Origin of the sequence: Bradyrhizobium icense, assembly GCF_001693385.1 — a bacterium.
GTDB lineage: Bacteria > Pseudomonadota > Alphaproteobacteria > Rhizobiales > Xanthobacteraceae > Bradyrhizobium > Bradyrhizobium icense.
The window spans coordinates 7,161,099-7,178,200 of the sequence record NZ_CP016428.1 but is presented as its reverse complement, the minus strand read 5'-3'; the positions used below and the strand labels follow the sequence as shown (position 1 = coordinate 7,178,200).

Below are 17,102 nucleotides of genomic sequence, written 5' to 3'. Positions count from 1 at the left end.
CACATATCCACATCGGAATAGACGCGTTGTTGCGGCCGGCCCCCGTCGTGCTAAACCGTCGCACGATAGCCGGCAACCCTCCACTTGGCTGCACTCTGAATGAACATTCTCCTGCTCGGTTCCGGCGGCCGCGAACACGCGCTGGCGTGGAAAATCGCCGCTTCCCCGCTGCTGACCAAACTGTGGTGCGCGCCCGGCAATGCCGGCATCGCGCGCGAAGCTGAATGCGTCGCGCTCGACGTTGCGAATCATGGCTCGGTGATCGAGTTCTGCAAAAGCAACGCCGTGGATCTCGTCGTGGTCGGGCCGGAGACGCCGCTGGCGGCGGGGATTGTCGATGATCTCGCGAAAGCCGGCATCAAGGCGTTCGGTCCGAGCAAGCAGGCGGCGCAGCTCGAGGGTTCCAAGGGATTCACAAAGGACCTCTGCAACGAGTTCAACATCCCGACCGGCGCTTATCGGCGCTTCGACAATGCGGATGCCGCGCTGGCCTATGTGCTCCAGCAGGGCGCGCCCATCGTGGTCAAGGCCGATGGGCTGGCCGCCGGCAAGGGCGTCGTGGTGGCAAAAACCCTGGCGGAAGCCGAAGCCGCCATCGCCATGATGTTCGAGGGCGCGTTCGGCGCGGCGGGAACGGAAGTCGTGATCGAGGAATTCCTCGCCGGCCGCGAGATCAGCTTCTTCGCGCTGTGCGACGGCGACACCGCGATCCCGCTCGCCTCGGCGCAAGACCACAAGCGCGTGTTCGATCACGATGAGGGACCGAACACCGGCGGCATGGGCGCGTATTCGCCGACGCCGTTCGTGACGGCGGAAATTCATGATCAGATCATGGCGCGGATCATTCTGCCGACGGTTGCAGGGATGAGGAAGCGCGGCACGCCGTTTCGCGGCGTGCTCTATGCCGGCGTGATGCTGACAGAGCAGGGACCGAAACTGTTCGAATACAATGTCCGCTTCGGCGACCCCGAATGCCAGGTGCTGATGCTGCGGATGATGTCGGACATCGTCCCGGCATTTCTGGCGTCCTGCGACGGGCAGTTGAAGAACTTCGATTTGCGCTGGTTTCCCGATCCGGCGCTGACGGTGGTGATGGCGGCGAAGGGCTATCCGGGCGACTACAAGAAGGGCACGCGCATCGACGGGCTTGATGACGCGGTCAAGATCGACGGTGTCGAAATTTTCCATGCCGGCACTCTGGCGAAGGACGGTGGCATTGTCGCCAATGGCGGGCGTGTGCTGAACGTCTGTGCGATGGGCAAGACCGTCACGGAGGCGAGAGAGCGTGCCTACCAGGCTGTCGACCGCATCAAATGGCCCGATGGCTTCTTCCGCCGCGACATCGCCTGGCAGGCGCTGGAGGCGGAGCGGGCCAGGCACTGACGCAAAGTCGGCAAACGGTGTCCTGCGGCGGCGAATGCGAGTTGGCTTCGCTGCGACGGAGCCGACGCGATGGTCAAAGCATGTTGCCGACGGCCTTCGTCATCTCGTCTGCGGAATAGGCCCGCAGCGATTCGGTGCGGACATTGCCGAGCGCGCCGAGGCTCAGCGTGAGCGACATGAAGGATAACTCATCTGGCGCATCGACGATGGTCACAATGTCATATCGTCCCTGTGTCCAGAGAATTTCCCTCACTCTCACTCCGAACGTCTTCGCCATTGCTTTGAAGGCGTCCGCGCGCTTCGGCGATTCCTTGGCGTTGCGGATTCCCTGATCCGTGAAATTCGCCAACACGACATAAGCTACCATGGCCATCCTCCCCGGTTAGGACCCTGCGCGGGATGAGGCCGAGCTTGACACAGCACCTGCAGCGCTGCCACCGGCTCGATCGGAAAGGTCAGCGGGCGTGACTTATCCGGCCGTTTCGGCGGAGGATTTTAGGCCGAAGACCGCAAAGGCCGCGCGAAGCTGAGCTCGTGCCCATCGGGATCGGTGATGTGAAAATAGCGTTCCCCCCATTCGGCATCGCGGGGCACGGTCGCCGGCCGGCACCCTGCCGCCAGCGCACGGTCGTAAAATGCATTGACGTCGGTGACGTAGAAAATGACGCGCCCCCACCAGGACCAGCGCCGTTGATCAGGCTGGACAATCAGGTTGAGATAGCCGCTCCCAGCCCGAAAGCTCGTAAACGACGACATTTCGCCGCCGTACAACATGTTAAACCCCAGCGAGCGGTAGAACTGGACGGCGCGTTGCATATCGTGGGTGCCGAGGGTGATTGCGCTGATGCTCTCGATCATGATGGCACTCCGGCAAGAGATTGGCCCTGAAGATCAGGTGGGTGTCTCGTCAGCGACATTCCACAGCTGCCCTGGGCAACGGCCGTGATATACTCGGATATGGCAGATGGTCAGGTCGTGCTGGTGACAACGCAACCATTGGAAGGCGGTCCGCCTATCCGGTCGGTCTACTTTGTGGCCGAACAGGATCCGGAGAAGGCCACCGCAATCATTGCGGCTGTCATGGCTCCAAACGAGAAAGTTGAAGCGTGGGGCCGGCTTCCGGAGGCAGCCGTCAAAGCGCTCGGCCTGAAACATAGCGACTTCATGCACGGCTAACCATGCACACTCCGTCATTCCGGACGACGCGCATGCGCGTCGATCCGGAATGACGAGTCGAGTCGTTACAACAAATCCCCGCCCGCGGCGCTTGCCGTCGTGCCGTGCTCGCGGAACGCCTTGATGACGTTCTTGCCGATCTTCCACTTGTGCACTTCGTCCGGACCGTCGACCAGCCGCTGCGAGCGCACCTGGGTGTACCACTTCGCCAATGGCGTATCCTGGCTGAACCCGAGCGCGCCGTGGAGCTGGATCGCGGTGTCGATCACCTTGTGCACCATGTGTGCGTGGAAGATCTTTGCGATCGAGTTCTCCTGCCGGATGTCGAGGCCTTTCTCCGCCTTGTAGGCGATGTGCAGCAGCATCAGGCGGCCGATATAGAGCTCGCTGGCGCAGTCGGCGAGCATGAACTGCACCGCCTGCCGGTCGGCGAGCAATTTGCCGAAGGTGGAGCGCCTGGTGACATGCGCCACTGCCATGTCGAGCGCGCGTTGCGCCTTGGCGACGTTGTGCATGCCGTGACGCAGGCGTCCATAGGCGAGGCGGTGCTGGCCCATGGCAAAACCATTGCCTTCGCCGCCGAGCAGATTGTCGGCCGGCACCGTCAAATCCTTGATCTCGATCTCGGAGTGGCCGCCGTGCAGCACATCGTCGTGCGGTCCTTCGATCGCCATGTTGGCGACGTTGCGCTTGATCTTGTAGCCGGGGTTCGGCAATTCCACGATGAAGGTCGAATACTGCTTGTGCCGTGGCGCGTTCGGATCGGTCTTGGCCATCACCAGCGCCATGTCGGCCACGCTGGCGGAAGAGGAAAACCATTTTTCGCCGTTCAGGATATAGTTCTCGTTGCCGTCCTTCACCGCGGTGGTCTGCATGCCGGTGGCGTCGGCACCGGCGGCCTTTTCCGTCATAGAGAAGCAGATGCGCTTCTCGCCGTTGAGCAGCGGTTTGAGGAACTTCTCCTTCTGATACTCCGTGCCGTGGGCCAGGATCGTCATCATCGAGGCGTCGTCGGGTCCCTGCGTGTTCATCGACAATGCGCCGAGCATGCTTTCGCCGAGCTCCATCTGCACCAGCGCGTTGGCAAGCGGGCCGAGCCCCATGCCGCCATATTCCTTCGGCACCCACGGGCACCACAGGCCGCGTGCACGAGCCTTGGCGCGGAGCGGGCCGAGCACTTCGGCGAGCGGTTTGGTATCGAGTTCCTTCTCCGCCGGAATGCATTCCTCGTGCACCCATTTGCGGACTTTTTCGCGAATCGCCTTGGCTTCGGCCGGGATCTCGAAATCGATCGACATTGCTGGTTTCCTCGCGTCTTGTTGTTGTTGGTCGGGCTTGGGGGATGGCATAAACCTGCGGTCTGCCAGCGGCAACGGCAAACAAAGTTTGAAGCAGCCAAGGCTGTCATACCCCGCGCATGCGGGGTATCCAGTACGCCGATGCGTCTGTTGTTGATCGCGGCGCTGGTGTTTACTGGATCATCCGCCTTCGCGGATGATGACGGGAGAGTGTGAAAATGCCCGATCTTGCCGATCTGTTTCCCGGATACGCTTCCGAATGGATCAACACCTCGTCGGGACGCATCTTCGCCCGTGTCGGCGGCAAGGGGCCGCCGCTATTGCTTCTGCACGGATTTTCATCGACGCATGTGATGTGGCACCAAGTCGCGCCGCAGCTCGCGGACCAGTTCACGCTGATCATCGCTGACCTGCCGGGCTATGGCTGGTCGGACATGCCCCGCAGCGATGAGAACCATACGCCCTACACCAAGCGCGCGATGGCGAAAGCGATGGTGGAGGCGATGGAGCAGCTCGGCCACGTGCATTTTGCGCTCGCCGGGCACGACCGCGGCGGGCGCGTGTCGTATCGGCTGGCGCTCGATCATCCCGGCCGGCTATCGAAGCTCGCGGTGCTCGATATCGCGCCGACCTATGACTATTGGGAGAAGTTGAACCGGCTTTCCGCGCTGAAGATCTACCACTGGGCGTTCCTGGCGCAGCCTTATCCGTTGCCGGAGACGCTGATCGCCAGCAACGGAGAGTTTTTCCTCCGATGGAAGATGGCGAGCCAGACTAAATCGAAGACACTCGACGCAATTGATCCGCGCGCACTGGAACATTATCTCGCGCCGTTCCGCGATCCCGCCCGTGTGCATGCGATGTGCGAGGACTACCGCGCCGGCGCCTATGCCGACTATGAGATCGACAAGGCGGATTTCGACGCCGGCAAGAAGATCACGATTCCGATGCTGGCGCTGTGGGGCGACGCCGGCGTCGCGCCCGCTGCAACGACGCCGCTCGATGCGTGGAAGAAGTGGGCGACGAAGGTGGAGGGCGCGCCGGTGGATTCCGGGCATTTTTTGACCGAGGAGAATCCGGAAGCGACGGCGAAGTTGCTCAGGGAGTTTTTTACGGCGGCGTAACTCGCCGTACATCGAAATTGTCATACCCGCGAAAGCGGGTATCCAGTACGCCGCGGCCTCTCGGTCAATCGCTGCTGTCTCTGGAATACTGGATCATCCGCCTTCGCGGATGATGACAGCGGAGTGTGGGGGGCGCGCGCCTACCGCCGCTCCCTGAAAAACTCCCGCAGCAGCGCCGCGGCCTTGCTCTCGCCGACGGCCGAGTAAACCTCCGGCACGTGATGGCAGGTCGGCTGGGCGAAGAACCGCACCCCGGAATCCACCGCGCCGCCCTTGGGATCGGCGGCGCCGTAATAGAGCCGCCGGATCCGCGCAAACGAGATCGCGCCGGCGCACATCGTGCAGGGCTCCAGCGTGACGTAGAGGTCGCAATCGACCAGCCGTTCGGTTCCGATGGCCTCTGCCGCCTGCCGGATCGCCAGGATTTCGGCATGCGCGGTCGGATCGCGGTCGGTCAACGTGCGGTTGCCGGCGGTGGCGATGACCTCGTAATCCCTCACGATCACGCAGCCGATCGGAACTTCGCCGGCTTTTCCGGCGTTTTCGGCGGTTTTCAGCGCCAAATCCATGAAAGAAGGGGCAGTCATGCCTCGTATCATTGCAATAAACCTGCTATGAGGGCCGCCTTCAGCAAACGTGGATGCCGGTTTTGCGTGAGAATGCGCCTTGAGCGAAGTGCGCGCGCGTTATCGCTATGACAGCCCATCCTGATCCGCCTGATGGCCATTTTATTCGGACCCAAGAGAACATTCATGCCCCGCGATAACGACAAAAACAACGATTCCCGCGGCCGGCGTGACCGGCCCGGAGGCGGCAAGGGCCGCGCCGGCGGTGGCAAGGGCCGCTCGGGGGCGGCGAGGGGGCCTGAGAAGAAATTTGCCAAACGCGGCTTTGGCGCCAGGGATGGCGACGAGCGCGGCGGTGAGCGGCGTCCCTATGCTGGAAAGTCCGAGGGGACAAAGTCGTTCGGCAAGAAGCCTTACGCCGGCAAGCGGGAAGGCGGTTCGTTCCGCCGCGACGATGATCGGCCGCCGCGCCGGGATTTTGGCGATCGGCCTCGGGCAAGATTTGACCGGGAGGATCGTGCCGGCGGTGATCGTCCTGAGCGGGGTCCGCGCAAGGATTTTCGCGCGCGGGACGATCGCGATGGCGACAAGCGTTCATTTAAGCCGCGCAGCGAACGGCCGAGCTATGATCGCAATGATCGCCCGCCGCGCAGGGATCGCAAGGGCGACCCTAGGGATCGTGACGAAGCGCGTCCGGCCGGGCGTTCCTCCGACCGGAAGTTCGGCGACAAGCGGCCTTACACGCAGCGCGGAGAAGGTTTCCGCAAAGACGGCGCCCGTCCGCGCGGCGATCGGCCCTATGGTGATCGTCCGCCGCGCGATGGCGAGAAGCGATTTTCGCGCGGTCCACGCAAGGATTTTGGCGATCGTCCCGAGCGGGGTGAGGACAAGCCGTGGCAAAGGCGTGATGATCGTGGTGGCGGCGAACGCCCACGGTTTTCGCGCTCGCGCGAGGACCGGCCGAAGTTCGATCGTCCGCGCGAGCGCGGAGATCGAGATCATGACAGGGAGCGGCCGGCAGGCCGCACCGAGTGGCAGGAGCATCCGCGCAGCGAAGGGCGCTTTCGCGATCGTCCGCGCCGCGACAACGAGGACGACAGCAGGATCTTTACAAAGCGGCCTGCGTTCGGCGGCCGTGGCGCCTATCGCGAGCGCCCGACCGATTTCGACAAGCGCGCGCCGCGTGCGGAGCCGAAGCCGAAGAAGGCCGGAGAGCGCATCGCCAAGGTGGTGGCGCGCGCGGGCCTTGCCTCGCGCCGCGATGCCGAGGAATGGATCACGCAAGGCCGCGTCACCGTCAATGGCCGCGTCATCAATTCGCCGGCGCTCGACGTCACCGCTAATGACGTGATCGCGGTCGACGGCAAGGTGTTGCCGCCGCGCGAGCGCACACGGCTGTTCATGTATCACAAGCCTCGCGGCCTGATGACCACGCATGCCGATCCCGAAGGGCGGCCGACCGTGTTCGACAATCTGCCCGAAGGCCTGCCACGGCTGATCTCGATCGGCCGGCTCGATTTCAACACCGAAGGGCTGTTGCTGCTGACCAATGACGGCGGGCTCGCGCGCGCCCTCGAACTGCCCGACACCGGCTGGCTGCGGCGCTATCGCGTCCGCGCCCATGGCGAGGTCACGCAGGCGCAGCTCGACGAGCTGAAGAAGGGCGTCGAAGTCGACGGCGTTAAATACGGTTCGATCGATGCGACGCTGGAGCGCGACCAGGGCGCCAATGTCTGGCTGGTGTTCGCGATCCGCGAAGGCAAGAACCGCGAGGTCCGCAACGTGATGGCGCATCTCGGCCTCGAGGTGAATCGCCTGATCCGCGTCTCCTATGGACCGTTCCAGCTCGGCGAACTGGCCGAGGGCCAGGTCGAGGAGGTCAAGACCCGGGTGCTGCGCGAGCAGCTCGGCGAGAAGATCGCTGCACTCGCGGGCGCGGATTTCAACCGGCCGATGCCGGGCGAGAAATCCGACGACGATGACGACGCAGCGCGCGGCAAGAAGCCGTTCAAGCCGGCCGGCAAAAGCGCGCTGATCGCCGACCGCAAGGGCCGGCGCGTGCTGGTGCAGCGCACTGGCAGCGAGGAAGCCCGCGCGCGCAACGAGGACGAGGCCAATGGCTACGGCCCGCCGCGCCGCCCGCGACGCGGCTATCACGGCAAGCGCGACCTGAAGCCGCGGGACGAATAGCTGGCCTATGCGCGTCGTTGGCGGAAGACTGAAGGGCCGTAACCTGGCCTCGCCATCCTCGCGGGACATTCGCCCGACGGCGGATCGCTTGCGCGAGTCCGTATTCAACATCCTGATCCACGCTTACGACAATCCGATCGAAGGCGCGCGCGTGCTCGACCTGTTCGCCGGCACCGGCGCGCTCGGCATCGAGGCGGTATCGCGCGGCGCCAGCTTCACGCTGTTCGTCGACAACGGCGCCGAAGCGCGTGCGTTGTTGCGCAACAATGTCGAGGCGCTGGGCCTCGGCGGCGTGACAAAAGTCTATCGCCGCGACGCCACCAACCTCGGGCCCGCGCATCCGGTCGAGCCGTTCTCGCTGGTGTTTCTCGATCCGCCCTATGGCAAGGGCCTCGCGGAGAAGGCGCTGGCCTCGCTGCGCGATGGCGGCTGGCTGACGCCCGGCGCGCTGCTCGTTGTGGAGGAGGCGAAGGCTGCGGCGTTCGCGGCGCCCAAGGGATTCGAGGAATTGGAGCGGCGCGCCTATGACGATACGGAGTTCGTATTTTTACGGGCTGCTTCCCAATCCTGACCTGTCATGCCCCGCGAAGGCGGGGCATCCAGTACTCCGAGACGGCAGCGATTTACTCGAACGCCGCGGCGTACTGGGTCGCCCGGTCAAGCCGGGCGATGACAGCGGAAAAAATGGCGGCACATCGTCTTAACGTCTCCCGAACAGCTTTTCGATGTCGGCGAGCTTCAACTCGACATAAGTCGGACGGCCGTGGTTGCACTGGCCGGAATTCGGCGTGTCTTCCATCTCGCGCAGCAGCGCGTTCATCTCTTCCGGCTTGAGGCGTCTCCCCGCGCGGACCGAGCCGTGACAGGCCATGGTGGCGGCGACATGCATCAGGCGGCGCTCCAGCGGCAGCGCCTCGTCCCATTCGGCCATGTGCTCGGCGAGATCGCGCAAGAGCGCTGCGGCGTCGGTCTTGCCGAGCAGCGACGGCGTCTCACGCACCGCCACAGCGCCGGGGCCGAAGGATTCGATCGCAAGGCCGAAGGAGGCGAGTTCCTCGGCGCGCGCCAGCAGATTCTCGACGGTCGCCTCATCGAGTTCGACGATCTCGGGGATCAGAAGAATCTGCCGCTGCACGCCGTGCTTCGCCAGCGACGCCTTCAGCCTCTCGTAGACGATGCGCTCATGCGCGGCGTGCTGATCCACGACGATGAGGCCGTCGCGGGTTTGCGAGACGATATAGGTCTCGTGGATTTGCGTCCGCGCCGCGCCGAGCGGTCGATCGAGCAGGTCGGCAGAGGGCTGCGCCTCGAAGCGCACGTCGGCGATCGGCGCGCCGACGTCGAATGCGGCTTGCCCGGATTCGGCGAGCGCTGTCGCCGCCGCGCTTTCGAACGCGGGCCTGACCGGATAGGCCGGCGAACTCCGCCAGTCCCAGTTGGTCGGGCGCGGCGCAAAGGAGGGGCGGAACGCGGACAGCGCCGCACCGTCAGTATTCGCCGCAGTGCGCCGGCCCTCGCGGGCGAGGCCGTCTTTGAGCGCATGCACGATCAGCGCGCGGACTAGGCCCGCATTGCGAAACCGCACCTCGGTCTTGGCCGGATGCACGTTGGCGTCGACCTCCTGCGGCGCCAGCGTCACGAACAGCGCGACGACCGGATGGCGGTCGCGCGGAAGATAATCGGAATAGGCCGCACGCACCGCGCCGAGGATGAGCTTGTCGCGCACCGGGCGGCCGTTGACGAACAAATACTGTCCGAGCGCGTTGGCGCGCGTCAGTGACGGTGCGGCGGCAAAACCCTCCACCACGACGCCTTCGCGCTCGGCGCGCACTTCGATGGCGGACGAGCGAAAATCGCTACCCAGAATATCGCCGAGCCGCGTCAGCCGGCCCGCAGCACCCGGCAGCGCCGCGGCCCAGGTCACCGGCGCGCGCTCCTCGCCGGCCAGCGTGAACGCGATATCAGGCCGCGCCATCGCCAGTCGCCGCACCACTTCGCGGATCGCCTCGGCCTCGGTGCGGTCGGTCTTGAGGAATTTCAGCCGGGCGGGCGTTGCATAAAAGAGATCGCTGACCTCGACGCGGGTGCCTTGCGACAGCGCGGCCGGCATGACCTGCGATTTCAGGCCGCCTTCGACCGACAGCGACCAGGCGTGCGGCTCGCTGGCGTGGCGCGTGGTGATACCGAGCTTCGCCACGGCGCCGATCGAGGGCAGGGCCTCGCCGCGAAAGCCCAGCGTGCGAATGCGCAAGAGATCCTCGTCGTCGAGCTTGGAGGTGGCGTGACGGTCGACGGCAAGCGCGAGATCGGCTGACGTCATGCCGCTGCCGTCATCGGTGATGCCAATGCGGCGCCTGCCGCCGCCATCGGTGAAAATGTCGACACGGCTGGCGCCGGCGTCGATGGCGTTTTCGACGAGTTCCTTGACCACGCTCGCGGGGCGTTCGACCACTTCGCCGGCGGCGATGCGATTGACGACCTGTTCGGGGAGTTGGCGGACGGGCATGAGGTCTCGGATCGATTCGAGGCTGGTGGGTGATTTTAGGCGGCTAGCGCATCAAATGCATGTGTCAAAATATTTTTACGGAACTTTTCCGGAGCTGCGGAAGCGTCGCATATGCGGTCGGGCCGTGGCCAAGGATTCGCAAAATGACCTCGAAATCCCTGCACGATTACCACATCGCGCGGCTTGCATGGCGCCTGCGCCGTTCGCGGATAATGACTGATCCGGCGATGACCATGTTCGGGTTGCGAACGGTGCCTGAAGAAGCCGAACTGTTCGTCGTCGACAAACTTCGGAGAAATGGATGAAGCTAGTGAAAACCTCGGCGATCGCGGTTGCAATCTCGGCTCTGCTTGCCGGTCCGGTACTGGCGCAAGGCGCCTCATCCGACACCCATATCCGCGGCGGAGCAAAGGGCACGACCCAGATGCAGGGCGGCGCGTCGGGCAGCATGGACGAAGACGCGCCCGCGGGTGCCACGGGCCAGAGGGCAGGCGCCAAGCCGGGTATGAAAGGCACCGTCGGAGCGGGCGGTAGTGCAGCGCCGCCCAAGGCCACGGGCGGAGCGGCGACCCCTCCGGCGACTAGCCGCTAAGTGCCTGGAGGAAACCCGGCTCCTCCATCGGGTTGTTCTCCAAACAGAACTCCGGCCGCGATCGGCGGCCGGAGTTTTTTTTGTGTCTCGGCCTGCGATCCGCGAACCGAAAGCCCGGCTGGACGGCTCTATCAGATGAGAACGAGGGTTCTCTCACTGAAAGGAGCTGTTATGTTTTATCGCAAGAACTTGCCGGGCTGGGAGCGGGCGATGCGGACGATTCTGGGCGTTGTGATGATCGCCTATGGGCTTTTCGGCATGCCCGGTACAACGGTCGGCTACCTGATCGCGGCCACCGGAGCTGTCGCGATTCTGACCGGATTTTTCGGCTTTTGTCCGATGTGCGCCATGGCTGGCCGCAGGCTCTCCTCGTCATGAGCGCGTTGGTCCGGGCGAGGGGTTGCAGCCCCTCGCTGATCGAGGCCGCCCGCGGCGGCGACACCGAGGCGCTGGTGTCGCTGATCGCAGCGGCGCAACCCGACATCCGCCGCTATGCCGCACGCAATTGCCGCGCGGCCGACATCGACGACGCGGTTCAGGAAACGCTGTTGCTGCTGTACCGGCGGGTCGGCACGTTGCGCGCGGTGACGTCGTTTTCGGCGTGGCTGTTCGCGGTCGCGCGTCGCGCCTGCCTTCGCTTGCTGCGTCGCGCAGCAGGGGGCGCGGAGGCGCCGGCCGGCGATGCGGAAATACGCCTGGCGCAACTTGCGCCGGAGGACATTCGCATCGACCTTTCGCGCGCCATCCAGTCGCTGCCCGACCACTATCGCGAGGTGATCCTGTTGCGCGACATCGAGGAACTATCGATCGACGAGATCGCAGGCGTTCTTGCCTTGACGCGCGAAAGCGTCAAGGCGCGCATTCACCGCGCGCGATTGATGATCCGGGAATATCTGATCCGCGATTAAGACGTCGTGATCGGAGGTTCAATCGTCAAAGCGGGAAGTGCGCTTGGCCTTGATGTCGCTGCGGCGCTTCTTGCCTTCCAGCCGCCGCTGCTTCGATCCGAAGGTTGGCTTGGTCGGCCGCCGCGGCGTCGGGCGGATCAGGGCCTCGCGCAACAATTCGAGCAGGCGGTCGATTGCGTCGGCCCGGTTGCGCTCCTGGGTGCGGAAGCGTTGGGCGTGGATCACGATCACGCCCTCCTTCGTCATGCGCTGACCGGCGAGCCGGACGAGCCGCGCGGCCGCATCTTCCGGCAGCGTGATCTTGCGCGTGTCGAAGCGGAGCTGGGCTGCGGTCGCGAGCTTGTTGACGTTCTGCCCGCCCGGGCCGGAGGCGCGGACGAAGCCGATCTCGATGTCGTTTTCGTCGATCGTGAGGTCGCGGGAAACCCGCATGGCGTTCACCGGAAATCGTCATGCCCGGGCTTGTCCCGGGCATCCACGTCTTACCAGCGTATCAAAAAAAGAAAACGTGGATGGCCGGGCACAGGCGAGCGGAAGCGACGCCGTCCTTCGGACGGCTATGCCCGGCGATGGCGGAGAAATACCCGTCAGTTCGCCTTCGGCGGCGCCGCAGCGGGCTGCACGGCGGCCTGCGGGGCGCGGCCGACGATCACGGTGAGCAGGCCCTGGCCCCACAGCTTCTGCGCGGCTTTCTTGGCGTCGTCGAGCGTCACGGCGTCGACGAGGGCATTGCGCTTCTCGATGTAGTCGATCGGCAGCTTGTCGAGCTGGTACTGCAGCAGCGCCTGCGCCAGCTTCGAGGACGTATCGAGCGCCAGCATCTGCGAGCCCTTCAGATACGACTTGGCCTCGTCCAGCTCCTTTTGGGTCGGGCCGTCCTCGGCGATGCGGCGGATTTCCTTCTCGATCGCGTCCACCGTCTCGCCGGCCCGGTCGGCACGGGTGCCGGTATTGCCGATGAACAGCGCGGAGCGATCCATCCAGAGCAGGGATTCATAAACGGAATAGGCGAGGCCGCGCTTTTCGCGGACTTCCCTGTAAAGCCGCGACGACAAGCCGCCGCCGCCGAGGATGTGGTTCACGACATAGGCGGCCATGAAATTCGGATCGTGGCGGCGAATGCCGGGGCCGCCGAACATCACCACGGTCTGCGGCACGTCGAGCGGCACGAACGCGCGCCGCGGCGGCTTGGTGGCCTCGACCTCGGTTACCGGCGTCAGGCTGGCCTTGGCCGGCAGGCCGCCGAACGTCTTGTCCAGGAGCTTGCCGAGCGTGTCGGCATCGACATCGCCGACCACGGCGATCCGCAAGCTATCCTTCGCAATCACGCGGCCGACGTAATCCTTCATGTCGGCGACATCGATCTTCGGCACGCTGTCCAGCGTGCCGTTGGCCTGTCGGCCATACGGATGATCGCCAAAGGCCAGTTCCAGAAAATTGCGGCTCGCCAGCGAAGTCGGGTTGGTGGAGTCGCGGCGCAGCCTGGAGAGTACCTGCGCGCGAATGCGCTCGACATCGGCGGCGTCGAAATGCGGCGAGGTCAGCGCCAGGTGGAGCAGGCCGAAAGCCTCGTCCTTGTTGTCCTTGAGCATGCGGAGCGAGCCGCGGAAATAATCCCGGGTCGACGAAAAGCTCAACTCGATGGCGCGGCGCTCGAGGCGCTCGTGGAAGGTTTTGGAATCGAGACCTCCGGAGCCCTCGTCGAGCAGGCTGGCGACCATGTTGCCGACGCCGGACTTGCCGGCCGGATCCTGGGCGGCCCCGCCGGCAAAGGCATATTCCATCGCTATCAGCGGCACGGTGGCGTCCTGCACGAACCAGGCCTCGATGCCGCCTGGCGAGACCAGCCGCTGGATCTTTGCTGCGGCGTGCGACGGGCTCGCCGCCAGCAACAGCAATACGGCGCCGGCGATCAGGGCGGATGCGAGGCGCTGCGCGGGAATCGAAAAACGGATCACGAGCGCTTCTCCTCGCGTTTTGCCGTCGTATCCTTGATGAGATAGCCGGTCACGGAACGTTTCTTGTCGAGCCATTTCTGCGCGGCGTCACGGACCTGCTCGGCGGTCACGGCGCGAATCCGGTCCGGCCAGCTCCTGATGTCGTCGATGGACAGTCCCGTGGTCAGCGCGCCGCCATACCAGCGTGCCAGCGTGGCCTGGTTGTCCTGGGCGTAGATCGCTTCCGCAATCAACTGGGTCTTGACCCGCTCGAGATCCTCGGCGCGGGCGGGATTCTGGATGACCTCCGCGATCACGCCGTCGATCGCCTGCTCGATCTGCGAAAACTCCACGCCGGGTTTTGGCGAAACCGAGATCGAGAACTGCGAGGGATCCAGCGCGGTGCCCTGGTAACCGGCGCCGGCGCTGGTCGCGAGCTGACGGTCGATTACCAGTGCGCGATAGAGATAGGAGTTGGAGCCGCCGCCCATCAGTTGTGCGAGCACGTCGAGCGCGGGGCCTTCTCCGGCCGCAGCGGTCGTGGAAGAGGGGACGAGATAATAGCGCCGCAGGCTGGTCTGCTCGACGCGCGGGTCGGACAGCGTCACCGTGCGCGGCGCCGCCGGCACCGGCTCCTGCGGACGGATTCGTCGCGCGGGAATGGCCGGCTGCGCCGGGATGCCGCCATAGGCCTTCTCCACCATCGCCCGGACTTCCTTGGTATCGACGTCGCCCGCGATCACCAGGATCGCGTTGTTCGGCGCGTAGAAGCGCTTGTAGAACGCCAGCGCATCCTCGCGGTCGAGCTTCTCGATTTCCTGGCGCCAGCCGATCACCGGACGGCCATAGGGATGGTTGAGATACAGCGCCGCCATGATCTGTTCGGTGAGCCGGGCGTCCGGATTGTTGGCGACCCGCATGTTGAATTCCTCGAGCACGACATCGCGCTCGGGAAGTACGTTCTCATCCTTGAGGATAAGGCCGGTCATGCGGTCGGCTTCGAACTCCATCATTTTCGCAAGCTGCTCGCGCGGCACGCGCTGGAAATAGCCGGTGTAATCGAGCGAGGTGAAGGCGTTCTCATTGCCGCCGATCCGCAGCACGGTCTGCGAAAATTCACCGGCGGGATGTTTGGCCGTTCCCTTGAACATCAGGTGTTCGAGGAAGTGCGCCAGTCCCGATTTGCCCGGCGTCTCGTCGGCGGAGCCGACCTTGTACCAGATCATCTGCGTGACGACGGGTGTGCGGTGATCCGGGATCACGACGACTTGCAGGCCGTTGTCGAGGGTGAAGCTGGCCGGACGTTCCGACGTGACCGTGGTCTGGGCGAGTGCGCTGCCGGCGGAGAAAGCAAACGTCGAGATGAGGGCTATAGCGAGAGAAACGGCAAGACGGTGTGAGGACATCATGACCTATCTGGCGCTAAAATTCCGCAAAGCTGGTTACCGGCCCTGCGAAACCAATCCGCGCAAATGTTAGAAGTAACCCGACAAAACCGTTCGGGATCAAAGCCGCGGCATCGTACACCGCGCCGGTATCAACTATCGTCACGATGGCGAGAGATCAGCTTAACTAATCGCCATACTTGCCCTTGGAGGGATTGTATTCCTTGTTCAGCGATTCCTTCGGCCCGGTGCCGTAGGCATAGTTCGGCGACGGCGTCTGGTAGCCGGGCGGGGGCTGGGTCAGCGAGTCCCGCGTCGGCTCGCCCTTGAATTGGGCCGTCTCGGACTTGTTGCCTCCGAACAGGCCGCTGAAACCGCCGCTATAGCCGAGCTGCGACGGGCTCAGGATTGGGTTGTTGTTCGAGGTGCCGGGCTGCACCGGATCGTTGTCCTTGCGCGCAGGCGCCGCGGTCTTGCCCACCGCGAGTTCGGCCGGCGTCAGGATGCGGGCCGCTTCGCGCGGATCCTTGTTCTCTTTCTTGCGGGCCGCAATCGCCGCCTTGCGCCGCTGCTCGTCGGGATCCTTGGGCCAGTTCGGCGCGTTCGCGTCGGCCGCGGCCGCGGCCGGCGGCGGCAAATCCAGTTTGGGTGGAACGACCAACGGGGAGCGCTCGCGGTATTCGATGCCGCGGTTTTCCATGTTGGTGCCGCCGATGCCGCGCATGATGCCTTCGATGATCTTTTCCTCGAAGGTCTTGTCGTCTTCGTCCTCGTCGTCAGCCGCACGGACCGGGCCAGCGGCCATCACGAGGCCGATGCCCAGCGCAATCGCGGCGAACCGCAGCGCCCGGCTCAGCGAGCTATCCTGCACCATCCAGAAGCGGGCTTCGGTCTCGCGCATCGCGCTGTTCCCATTCACAATTTCTGCAACACGCGGGGGCCGCGCTTAAGGGGCCTAACGGCTCCATACCGCAGGGGTTCGTATCGGCCGGGATCAGGGCGCTTTTGCGGCGGGTACCCCCAGGAACGAGTCATACAATAGGCCCGCTACCCCGGCAACAATGGCCACGTCCGCAAGGTTAAACACGTACCAATTGAAGGTTTTTCCCCCGATCTCGATGTGGAACAGGGCAAAATCGACCACCGCGCCGTGCACGAATCGGTCGATGCCGTTGCCGACCGCGCCGCCGATGATCAGGCCGAGGGCCAGCGTCGCCAGGAGGGTACTGGAGCGCGCCATCCAGATTCCCAGCACGATCACCGCAATCGCCTTGATCGCCATCAGCGCGAGCTGGGCGAGCTGGTTATCGCTCTGGAACCAGCCAAAGCTGATCCCGAGATTCCAGGCGAGCACCAGGTCGAAGAACGGCGTGACCCTGACCGCGCCGCGATTGGCGAGGTCGAACACGTAGAGCAGCCATAGCTTCGAGGCCTGGTCGAACGCCAGCGTCGCGACCGCGGCCATGACGCCGGCGCGAAGGTGAGGGGTTGTCGAGCGTTCGAGGCCAGACACTTATCTCGCTTTCTTCTTTTTCTTCTTTTTCGACGCGGTCGCAGACGACGTTCTTCCGGTCTTCTTGGCGGCCTTTTTCTTGTTCGCCTTCTTTACCGCTTTCTTCTTGGCTCCCTTCTTGGCCGCCTTCGTTGCCGAAGCTGCTTTTTTGGATTTGGCGGCTTTCCTGACCTTGGCTTTCTTGGCTTTGGCTTTCTTGGCCGTGGTTTTGTTGGCCTTGGCTTTCTTGGCCTTGGCTTTCTTGGTTGTGGCCGTCTTGGCTGCAGCCTTCTTGGGTTCTGCTTTCTTGACTTCGGCCTTGAGTTCGGGGGCGCTCTTGGCTTTCGCCTCGCTCTTGGCTTGCTCGGCCTCCGCGGTTTGCAAAGTCTTCTTGGCTCTGACCTTCTTCGCAGTCGTGTCCGCCGTTGCCTTTCCTGAATCGGCCTGCTCCAGCGCCTCCTCCGCTTGTTGCGGTTGTTCTACGGCTGGCTGCTCGACCAACGCGACAGGCTTGGCATGTTCAACCGCGTCGACCGGCTTACGGC

General features: G+C 64.3%; 19 protein-coding genes. 9 read left to right on the top strand and 10 right to left on the bottom strand.

All coding sequences use genetic code 11. The annotated features are described in order from the left end of the window. Positions 1 to 99 precede the first annotated feature (99 nt). A complete protein-coding gene (purD, locus tag LMTR13_RS33300; RefSeq protein ID WP_065731448.1) occupies positions 100 to 1,383 on the top strand; it encodes a phosphoribosylamine--glycine ligase in 1,284 nt (427 codons plus the stop codon). 73 nt (positions 1,384 to 1,456) lie between these two features. On the opposite strand, the gene LMTR13_RS33295 is transcribed toward purD, so the two are convergent. Together LMTR13_RS33295 and LMTR13_RS33290 are read right to left on the bottom strand one after the other, a co-directional pair. Further along, positions 1,457 to 1,750 carry a GYD domain-containing protein gene (locus LMTR13_RS33295; RefSeq protein WP_065733171.1) on the bottom strand — a complete coding sequence of 98 codons (294 nt, stop codon included), beginning with the start codon at positions 1,748 to 1,750 and terminating at the stop codon, positions 1,457 to 1,459. Positions 1,751 to 1,878: 128 nt separating this feature from the next. Continuing rightward, the gene (locus LMTR13_RS33290) at positions 1,879 to 2,241 is read right to left on the bottom strand and encodes a VOC family protein (protein WP_083219330.1); all 363 of its coding nucleotides are present in this window, start codon (positions 2,239 to 2,241) and stop codon (positions 1,879 to 1,881) included. Between the two features lie 99 nt (positions 2,242 to 2,340). Here LMTR13_RS33290 and LMTR13_RS33285 point away from each other — a divergent pair, with 99 nt between their 5' ends. Further along, on the top strand, positions 2,341 to 2,559 hold the full coding sequence (locus tag LMTR13_RS33285; protein ID WP_065731446.1) for a hypothetical protein: 219 nt from the start codon (positions 2,341 to 2,343) through the stop codon (positions 2,557 to 2,559). 65 nt (positions 2,560 to 2,624) lie between these two features. On the opposite strand, the gene LMTR13_RS33280 is transcribed toward LMTR13_RS33285, so the two are convergent. After that, positions 2,625 to 3,857 carry an acyl-CoA dehydrogenase family protein gene (locus LMTR13_RS33280; RefSeq protein WP_065731445.1) on the bottom strand — a complete coding sequence of 411 codons (1,233 nt, stop codon included), beginning with the start codon at positions 3,855 to 3,857 and terminating at the stop codon, positions 2,625 to 2,627. A gap of 218 nt (positions 3,858 to 4,075) precedes the next feature. Between LMTR13_RS33280 and LMTR13_RS33275 the strand changes: the two genes are divergently transcribed. Continuing rightward, a complete protein-coding gene (locus LMTR13_RS33275; RefSeq protein ID WP_065731444.1) occupies positions 4,076 to 4,981 on the top strand; it encodes an alpha/beta fold hydrolase in 906 nt (301 codons plus the stop codon). 140 nt (positions 4,982 to 5,121) lie between these two features. On the opposite strand, the gene LMTR13_RS33270 is transcribed toward LMTR13_RS33275, so the two are convergent. Then, the gene (locus tag LMTR13_RS33270) at positions 5,122 to 5,580 is read right to left on the bottom strand and encodes a nucleoside deaminase (RefSeq protein ID WP_065731443.1); all 459 of its coding nucleotides are present in this window, start codon (positions 5,578 to 5,580) and stop codon (positions 5,122 to 5,124) included. Between the two features lie 153 nt (positions 5,581 to 5,733). Here LMTR13_RS33270 and LMTR13_RS33265 point away from each other — a divergent pair, with 153 nt between their 5' ends. Both LMTR13_RS33265 and rsmD read left to right on the top strand, forming a co-directional pair. Next, positions 5,734 to 7,737 carry a pseudouridine synthase gene (locus LMTR13_RS33265; RefSeq protein ID WP_065731442.1) on the top strand — a complete coding sequence of 668 codons (2,004 nt, stop codon included), beginning with the start codon at positions 5,734 to 5,736 and terminating at the stop codon, positions 7,735 to 7,737. Positions 7,738 to 7,744: 7 nt separating this feature from the next. Further along, a complete protein-coding gene (rsmD, locus tag LMTR13_RS33260; RefSeq protein ID WP_065731441.1) occupies positions 7,745 to 8,308 on the top strand; it encodes a 16S rRNA (guanine(966)-N(2))-methyltransferase RsmD in 564 nt (187 codons plus the stop codon). 129 nt (positions 8,309 to 8,437) lie between these two features. Here the strand turns inward: rsmD and mutL are convergent, their stop codons facing one another. Continuing rightward, positions 8,438 to 10,243, bottom strand: coding sequence for a DNA mismatch repair endonuclease MutL (gene mutL, locus LMTR13_RS33255; protein WP_065731440.1), 1,806 nt, complete (start codon positions 10,241 to 10,243; stop codon positions 8,438 to 8,440). Positions 10,244 to 10,386: 143 nt separating this feature from the next. Here mutL and LMTR13_RS41420 point away from each other — a divergent pair, with 143 nt between their 5' ends. The 4 genes from LMTR13_RS41420 (at position 10,387) to LMTR13_RS33240 (ending at position 11,743) form a co-directional block, all read left to right on the top strand. Next, positions 10,387 to 10,548, top strand: a complete 162-nt coding sequence (locus LMTR13_RS41420; protein ID WP_156795887.1) for a hypothetical protein — start codon at positions 10,387 to 10,389, stop codon at positions 10,546 to 10,548. Next, positions 10,545 to 10,835: a hypothetical protein gene (locus tag LMTR13_RS33250; protein ID WP_065731439.1), complete on the top strand. Its 291-nt coding sequence runs from the start codon at positions 10,545 to 10,547 to the stop codon at positions 10,833 to 10,835. Before LMTR13_RS41420 ends, LMTR13_RS33250 begins: the two co-directional genes overlap by 4 nt. A 171-nt stretch (positions 10,836 to 11,006) precedes the next feature. Continuing rightward, entirely contained in the window at positions 11,007 to 11,213 is a 207-nt protein-coding gene (locus LMTR13_RS33245; RefSeq protein ID WP_065731438.1) for a YgaP family membrane protein, read from the top strand. Continuing rightward, positions 11,210 to 11,743 (top strand): RNA polymerase sigma factor, encoded by a 534-nt coding sequence (locus LMTR13_RS33240; protein ID WP_065731437.1) that lies wholly within the window; start codon positions 11,210 to 11,212, stop codon positions 11,741 to 11,743. The genes LMTR13_RS33245 and LMTR13_RS33240 overlap by 4 nt, the downstream gene beginning before the upstream one ends. 18 nt (positions 11,744 to 11,761) lie before the next feature. Here the strand turns inward: LMTR13_RS33240 and arfB are convergent, their stop codons facing one another. The 5 genes from arfB to lspA all read right to left on the bottom strand — a co-directional run bounded on the left by arfB (position 11,762) and on the right by lspA (position 16,530). Then, positions 11,762 to 12,175, bottom strand: coding sequence for an alternative ribosome rescue aminoacyl-tRNA hydrolase ArfB (arfB, locus tag LMTR13_RS33235; RefSeq protein ID WP_065731436.1), 414 nt, complete (start codon positions 12,173 to 12,175; stop codon positions 11,762 to 11,764). Between the two features lie 155 nt (positions 12,176 to 12,330). Next, the gene (locus LMTR13_RS33230) at positions 12,331 to 13,776 is read right to left on the bottom strand and encodes a M16 family metallopeptidase (protein ID WP_083219329.1); all 1,446 of its coding nucleotides are present in this window, start codon (positions 13,774 to 13,776) and stop codon (positions 12,331 to 12,333) included. Next, on the bottom strand, positions 13,698 to 15,089 hold the full coding sequence (locus LMTR13_RS33225; protein ID WP_418219732.1) for a M16 family metallopeptidase: 1,392 nt from the start codon (positions 15,087 to 15,089) through the stop codon (positions 13,698 to 13,700). The genes LMTR13_RS33230 and LMTR13_RS33225 overlap by 79 nt, the downstream gene beginning before the upstream one ends. Before the next feature lie 163 nt (positions 15,090 to 15,252). Continuing rightward, on the bottom strand, positions 15,253 to 15,966 hold the full coding sequence (locus LMTR13_RS33220; RefSeq protein WP_065731435.1) for a hypothetical protein: 714 nt from the start codon (positions 15,964 to 15,966) through the stop codon (positions 15,253 to 15,255). A 93-nt stretch (positions 15,967 to 16,059) separates the two neighbouring features. After that, on the bottom strand, positions 16,060 to 16,530 hold the full coding sequence (lspA, locus tag LMTR13_RS33215) for a signal peptidase II (protein WP_065731434.1): 471 nt from the start codon (positions 16,528 to 16,530) through the stop codon (positions 16,060 to 16,062). Positions 16,531 to 17,102 lie beyond the last annotated feature (572 nt).